The sequence below is a fragment of the Flectobacillus sp. genome, from assembly GCF_049240685.1.
Taxonomy (GTDB): domain Bacteria; phylum Bacteroidota; class Bacteroidia; order Cytophagales; family Spirosomataceae; genus Flectobacillus.
The window spans coordinates 1-6,187 of sequence record NZ_JBMLSD010000078.1; the positions used below are offsets into that span (position 1 = coordinate 1).

The following is a 6,187-nucleotide window of genomic DNA, read 5'->3' on the forward strand; positions in this document are numbered from 1 at the left end:
TCAGCTCTGGGCAATCGGCAAAAAACATATCCGTCGTTACTATAAAACATTTTAATACTCTTTGCCTTATGCCTGTTGCCTGTTCCCTAAAACACATAAATCAAATCTAATTTCGCCCACTAACTTATATGTGTGTTAGTAATTTGCTAGTTTCCGATTAAGCTTTTTAGCTCCGACACGGCTAGCGTGTAGGCCAATTGGGCAGCATATACATCGGCATTAGCTTTGGCTAAGAGGGCTTTAGTGTTTAAAATATCTGTTTTTACATTGAGGCCTGCCATTTGCTTATCTTCCTGTACCTTTAGTTCCTTGGTACGATAATCCAAAACTCGTTGTGCCACCGCAATCAAAGACTTGCTTTGGTTGACTTTGCGATACGCTTTTTCAATATCGCTAGTTACTTGTTGTTGGAGATTCAAAATGTTTTCTTCAGCTTGTTTGACTTGCGCTTCACGCTGTTTGAGTAAGTGTTTGTTTGAAAACAAATCTTGCACATTCCATTTTAAGTTAAGTCCTACAAAAGGATTATGATTCGGTAAAATAGGATTACCCGACTGATACGTATAGCCTGTGACGAACCCAAAATCAGGTAGGGTACTTTGTTGGGCAGCCTTGATACCAAGGTTGGCTTTTTCCTTGGTTAGACTCGCAATTTGGATATCAGGGTTTGAAGAACTAGCATTTTTGAAATTCTCAATACCAGCAACTTGTTCCATGACAAAAGGTGATTCTTGGAGGTTGAAATCTTCGTCTGAAATACCTGTCAGCTTGATTAAATCAGATTTGTAATTTTGCGCCTGAATACTCAATTTCAATATATTTTGTTCTTCATCGGCGATATTGGCTAATAAACCTGCTTGGTTTACATCAATGGTTTTACCCGCTGTAATAGCTGTTTCGACATCGCCTAATTTGGCTTTTGCTACTGCCAATTTAGCTTCGGCTTCTTCTAATTGCTTTTGAGCAATGAGTGCTCCGTAATACAATTGCTCAACGCCTTGACTGATTTGTAGCGCAATTTTTTGCTTTTCTTTTTCCGTAATAGCCACATCCATACGGTTCACCTCCAAACCAGTCTTGATTTTAATCTGCTGACTGATAGGCTGATAGGCCGTTACGCCAAGATTATACAAATTTTTGTTCCCAATCTGAATATTTTTATCTTCGTTGGGCAGTGGAACTTGTACGGTAGAGCTTACTGGCAAAACCCCAATAGACCCCGCAGGAATCGTGATATTGGCCAAATTGAAATTATATTGGTAATTTCCATTGACCGTAGCCGTAGGATAACGCTTGGTTTCGTCCTCTTTGATTTTGGCTTCACGTTCGGCTATTTGCCACTGTTTTACCGATAAAATATGATTGCTTTTAAGAGCGGTTTCTTTCAGCTGTTGCAACGAATAGGTCGGTGTTTGAGCCGTGGCATATTGCCCTTCCAAAGAAAAGGCAAGTGCCATAAGAGTGATATTTTTAATGAAAGACTTCATACCAATTCTATGCGTTTTGTTGTGTTAAAATGTCTTTTTTATCCTTCGGTTTTATCCAACCTATGTATAGCACTGGCACTGACAACAAGGCCATGAGCATACTCCATACTACCCCAAAGGCCAATACACTTGCCAATGGCGCCCACATAGGCGAGTGTGAAACAATCATAGGAACCACACCAATAGCAGCAGCCATAGCGGTTAGGAAAATTGGACGTAAGCGGCGCTTTCCACTTTCAATCGCAGCAGTACGAATATCCATACCGTGTTTCATAAGCTCGTTGGTATGATCAACAAGGATAATGGCATTTCTTACGACAATACCCGACAAGGAAATCAGACCAATGAAAGCTGTAAAACTAAAGTTATTCCCTGTAACATAAAGACCTAAAATAGCTCCAAACAAACTCAGAGGTATAGTTAGCATCACAATCGCCGATTCTTTGAGGTTTCGGAACTGGAACAATAGGATAAAGAAAATCAATACCAAACTTACCATTAGTACTGTTACCAATTGAGAGAACGTCTCTTTCTTATTAGCATCTTCGCCACCATATTCAATTCGATAGCCACTTGGTAGCTGTAACTTATTGATTTCTGGTTGAATAGCTTTGACTAATTCTGCAGGTAAAACACCTTCGGCCAATTCACTTTGCACGGTCAAGGTTCTTACTCCATTGCGGTGCATGATTTTACCCGCTTGCCATTCTGGAATAATATCTGCTATTTGGCGCAAAGGAACATTAGCGCCCGTTACAGGCGATTTCATGTAAGTATTTGCCAAATCGTCGGTATTTCTACGGCTATTTTCATCTAATCTCAGTACAATATCAACGGCATTGTTGCCTTCATACATAGTCGAGATGGCCGCGCCACTAAAACCTGTATAGACTGTTTGGGAAATACTGGTAGTAGTAAAACCTAGTCGATTGGCTTCTTCTTTGAGCTTTATCCCAAAACCATAATAGTCCTCTCCGAAATCACTTCTGACAAATTTACTTCCCGAGGCTTTTTTGAGAATTGTCGAAACTTGATTCGATAATTCTTTTAAGTGATTAATATCGTCACCGATAATGCGTACTTCAACGGGAGCTTTTAAAGGTGAACCTTGTTGCATGAGTTTTACAAAAGTTGTTCCTTCAGGGATAGCCATTTCCACTTTATTGCTCAACTCTTCTGCTAACTCTTCTGCCGTTTTGTCGGTAGTGGTATTAATCAAAATCTGCGCATAGTTGGTTGTTGGGAACTCAGGCGAGAAGTTATAGTAAAATCTCGGTGCGGCTGTTCCTGTAAAGGTGGCATAAGAAAGCACTCTTTTATCGCCTTTAATCAATGCTTCTGCTTTGAGAATCGCCTGATTGGTTTTTTCTAGCTTGGTTCCCGTTGGCATCCACAATTCTACGACAAATTGATTACGTTCGGCGGCTGGAAAAAATAGTTGTCTTACGCCTGCTTTGAACAATAAACCCGCCAAAAGAATCGGAATAATACTACTGATAATCGTGGCAATAGGATGTTTTACACACCATTCCAACAGATTATTATAGCCGATTTGCATATAGTCGAGCAAGCTTTTTCTGCTTTTCTTCTCATTTTCACCATGTTGATGTAAACCTTTTTTGATAAACATAAAACATAACATTGGCGTAAGTAACATAGCTACGATGAACGATGACGCCAAGGCAACGGCAACGGTAATTGGCAAAGCGAAGATAAACTCACCCACCGAGCCATTTAACAAAATCATTGGCATAAAGGAGGCAATAATTGTAATAGTAGCAGCCAAAACTGGAATCACCAAGTCGCTTGCACTACGCCATGCAGCTGTCCAACGTTCTATGCCTTCGTCCAATAATTCTACGTAGTTGTCTGCAATCACAATGGCATCGTCTACCACCATTCCAAGGACCAAAATCAAAGCTGCCAATGATACCTGATGCAGTTCAATTCCTAGGGCATGCATAATCGCAAAAGTCACTGCCACCGTCATTGGAATTGCCGTAGCAGCTACCGCTGCAATACGCAAGGGCAATAGCAATACGACTACCACAATAACTGAGATAATAGCAAGGAAAAACTCATGAATAAAATGCGATACGTTTTCATCTACCAAATGTGGCTGGTTGACAATAGTTGTAATTTTTACTTCAGAAGGTAATACTTGTTTTACGGCTTCTATCTTTTTGTTGACTTCATCTCCAAACTGTACAATATTATTGCCTTCGTGCATTTGGATAGATAACAAAATTGCTTTATTGCCATTTACCGTAATGATACTTTGTGGTTCGGCATAGTCACGTTTGAGACTTGCTACATCGCTTACTTTTACGGTCGAGCCACTTTGAGAAGCACCCACGATTTGATTTGCTAAATCATTTTCGGTATTATAAAAGCCATTGGTATAAAGCGGGGTTTTACTTTGCTCGGTTTTGACAGAACCCGTTGCATTAATGCTATTTTGGGATTGTAAAACCTTTACGATTTGTTGCAAACTAACACCATATTGTGAAAGCTTTTCAGAACTTGATGATACGACTATTTGCTCTTTTTGTTCTCCAACACGCTTAATCTTTGACGCCGCTGGAATCGTTCTTAAATAATCTTCCAACTTTTGAGCATACGTTTTCAGTTCGGCATAGCTGGCTTTATTGCTTTCTAAGGCAATAACCATAGCCTCGGTATCTCCAAAATCTGAGTTGACGATTGGACCTCTTACGCCTTCTGGTAAGTCCAATTGCTTGGATACTAGCAATTGATGGCGAAGTTTACTCCAAAATACATCAGGTAATTTTACTTTTTCTGTTAATTCTACATTGACTACTACGATACCATCTTTGGTTGTAGAATAGGTTTTTGCTTTGTTAACTTCCTCATATTGAAACAAATACTGTTCGAGCTTTTTAGTTACTTGGTCTTCTACCTGTGCAGAGTTGGCTCCAGGAAAGTAAGCAATAACCAAGCCCTGACGAATTGTAATTTTTGGGTCTTCACGGCGAGGCATATTCATCAAAGAATTGACCCCAATCGCAAATAGCAGTAACAATACCGATAAGGTTACGTGCTTATATTTGAGTGATGCTTGTATAATATTCATGACGCAACTATTTAATTGTGATTAGAGAACCATCCGAAAGTTTGTTTTGACCTGCCGATACCACCACATCCCCAACATTCAGCCCCGAAACTACCTCTACTTGATTATCTGCTACTTTTCCGATACTAATTTTGCGTTTGAATGCCTTATTTTGTGCTTGGTCGACTACATAAACAAACTCCTGATTATCCAAATCGTGATTGATGATTTCTAAAGGCAATAAAATTCTTTGTGCAGATACATTCGTCTTGATACGCGCTTCGGCAATCATTCCCGGACGAATCAAAAGACCTGGATTGTCTACTTCTATTTTGATGGTAAAAGCTCTGGAAGTAGCATCAGCCGCCGAACCTACCTCGGTTACTCGTCCTTTAAAAGTTTTATCAAGTGCCGAAATAGTTACCTCTGCCATTTGTCCCAATTTGATCAAATGAAGTTCACCTTCAGGTATATACGCAAGTACTTTTACTTTACGAATATCTGAAATCACCAATAGCGGATTTCCAGTACCAATGATTTCTCCAACCTCTCCTAATTTTTTGATTAAAACCCCACTGATTGGCGAATACAATTTGGTATCTGTAAGATTCTTTTGTTGAAGTTGTTGCTGTAATTTGGCTTGTTGTAAAGTAAAATTTACTTTCGAAAAATCACTTTCAGAGATACTATTTCGGTCCCGCATTAGCTTAAGTCGATTGTACTCATCTGATACTTGGTTGACTTGTACATCTGATAAGTCCTTAGCTATCTTATAGTTGGTGGGCTCAATAGTTGCGACTAATTGACCTTTTTCAATATTTTGTCCTTCACGACTTGAGATAAAATTGATACGACCAGCTACTAAAAAACCTAATCTGACCGTAGTGCTACCGTCGACGTTCCCACTAACCGAAACCTCTTTGTTGGCTTGCGATGATTCAACTTTTGTAACATTTACAGCAATAGCCTGAGCTTTATTTTCTGTAGTTTTTGTTTCATTGTGTTTGCAACTTGCCAATAACAAAGTTGTAAGCACACCTAGATAAATATTAGCGTACTTCATGGTTTGGGGATGTTTAAATGAATAAAGATTTTTGTATATAAACTTGTTGAATATCTAAAAAATGTAAAAGCGCTGTTGCCTTTTCACAAAATTCCTCGCAGCCACAAACCATAAATTTCATTTGACTCATGGTATTGGCGTTGATGATAGATTCTAATTCGGGGTGTTCTTGGAAAAAGTTGTCAGAAACCTCCGAAGATAATAAGTAGGTAAACAGCACTGTTGGGTATCGTTTTACCAAAATGTCAAGTTCTCGACGAAAACTAAAAATTTGTTCTGGTGAATAATATACCACCGATACATGATGCATTCCTGAGGTGGTAAGTTTTGTTTTTATTTGAGGAAAAATGGCTGCCATTCCCGACTCGTCGGTGATGTAAACCCAATGGATACTATGCTCAAAATCTGCCTCCATCGTTTTGTTGTTTAAATTTGATGTGACAAAGTTGGGGCTAAGAAAAATGGGAATTTTTAATCTATATTAAAAAATGAAGCCCTATCAATATTTTTTTAGGCACAAGGCAACAGGCACAAGGCAAAGAGTGTTAAAATGTTTTTAGGAAC

Annotated in this window: 4 protein-coding genes; all 4 read right to left on the reverse strand. The window is 39.0% G+C overall.

The annotated features are described in order from the left end of the window. Positions 1 to 146: 146 nt before the first annotated feature. The 4 genes from ACOVQ4_RS03795 to ACOVQ4_RS03810 are packed head-to-tail and all read right to left on the reverse strand — an operon-like array spanning position 147 to position 6,038. Entirely contained in the window at positions 147 to 1,487 is a 1,341-nt protein-coding gene (locus tag ACOVQ4_RS03795; protein ID WP_421819325.1) for a TolC family protein, read from the reverse strand. Between the two features lie 7 nt (positions 1,488 to 1,494). Continuing rightward, a complete protein-coding gene (locus ACOVQ4_RS03800; protein ID WP_421819326.1) occupies positions 1,495 to 4,581 on the reverse strand; it encodes an efflux RND transporter permease subunit in 3,087 nt (1,028 codons plus the stop codon). A 7-nt stretch (positions 4,582 to 4,588) separates the two neighbouring features. After that, on the reverse strand, positions 4,589 to 5,623 hold the full coding sequence (locus ACOVQ4_RS03805) for an efflux RND transporter periplasmic adaptor subunit (RefSeq protein ID WP_421819327.1): 1,035 nt from the start codon (positions 5,621 to 5,623) through the stop codon (positions 4,589 to 4,591). Between the two features lie 13 nt (positions 5,624 to 5,636). Beyond that, positions 5,637 to 6,038, reverse strand: a complete 402-nt coding sequence (locus tag ACOVQ4_RS03810) for a hypothetical protein (RefSeq protein WP_421819328.1) — start codon at positions 6,036 to 6,038, stop codon at positions 5,637 to 5,639. Positions 6,039 to 6,187 lie beyond the last annotated feature (149 nt).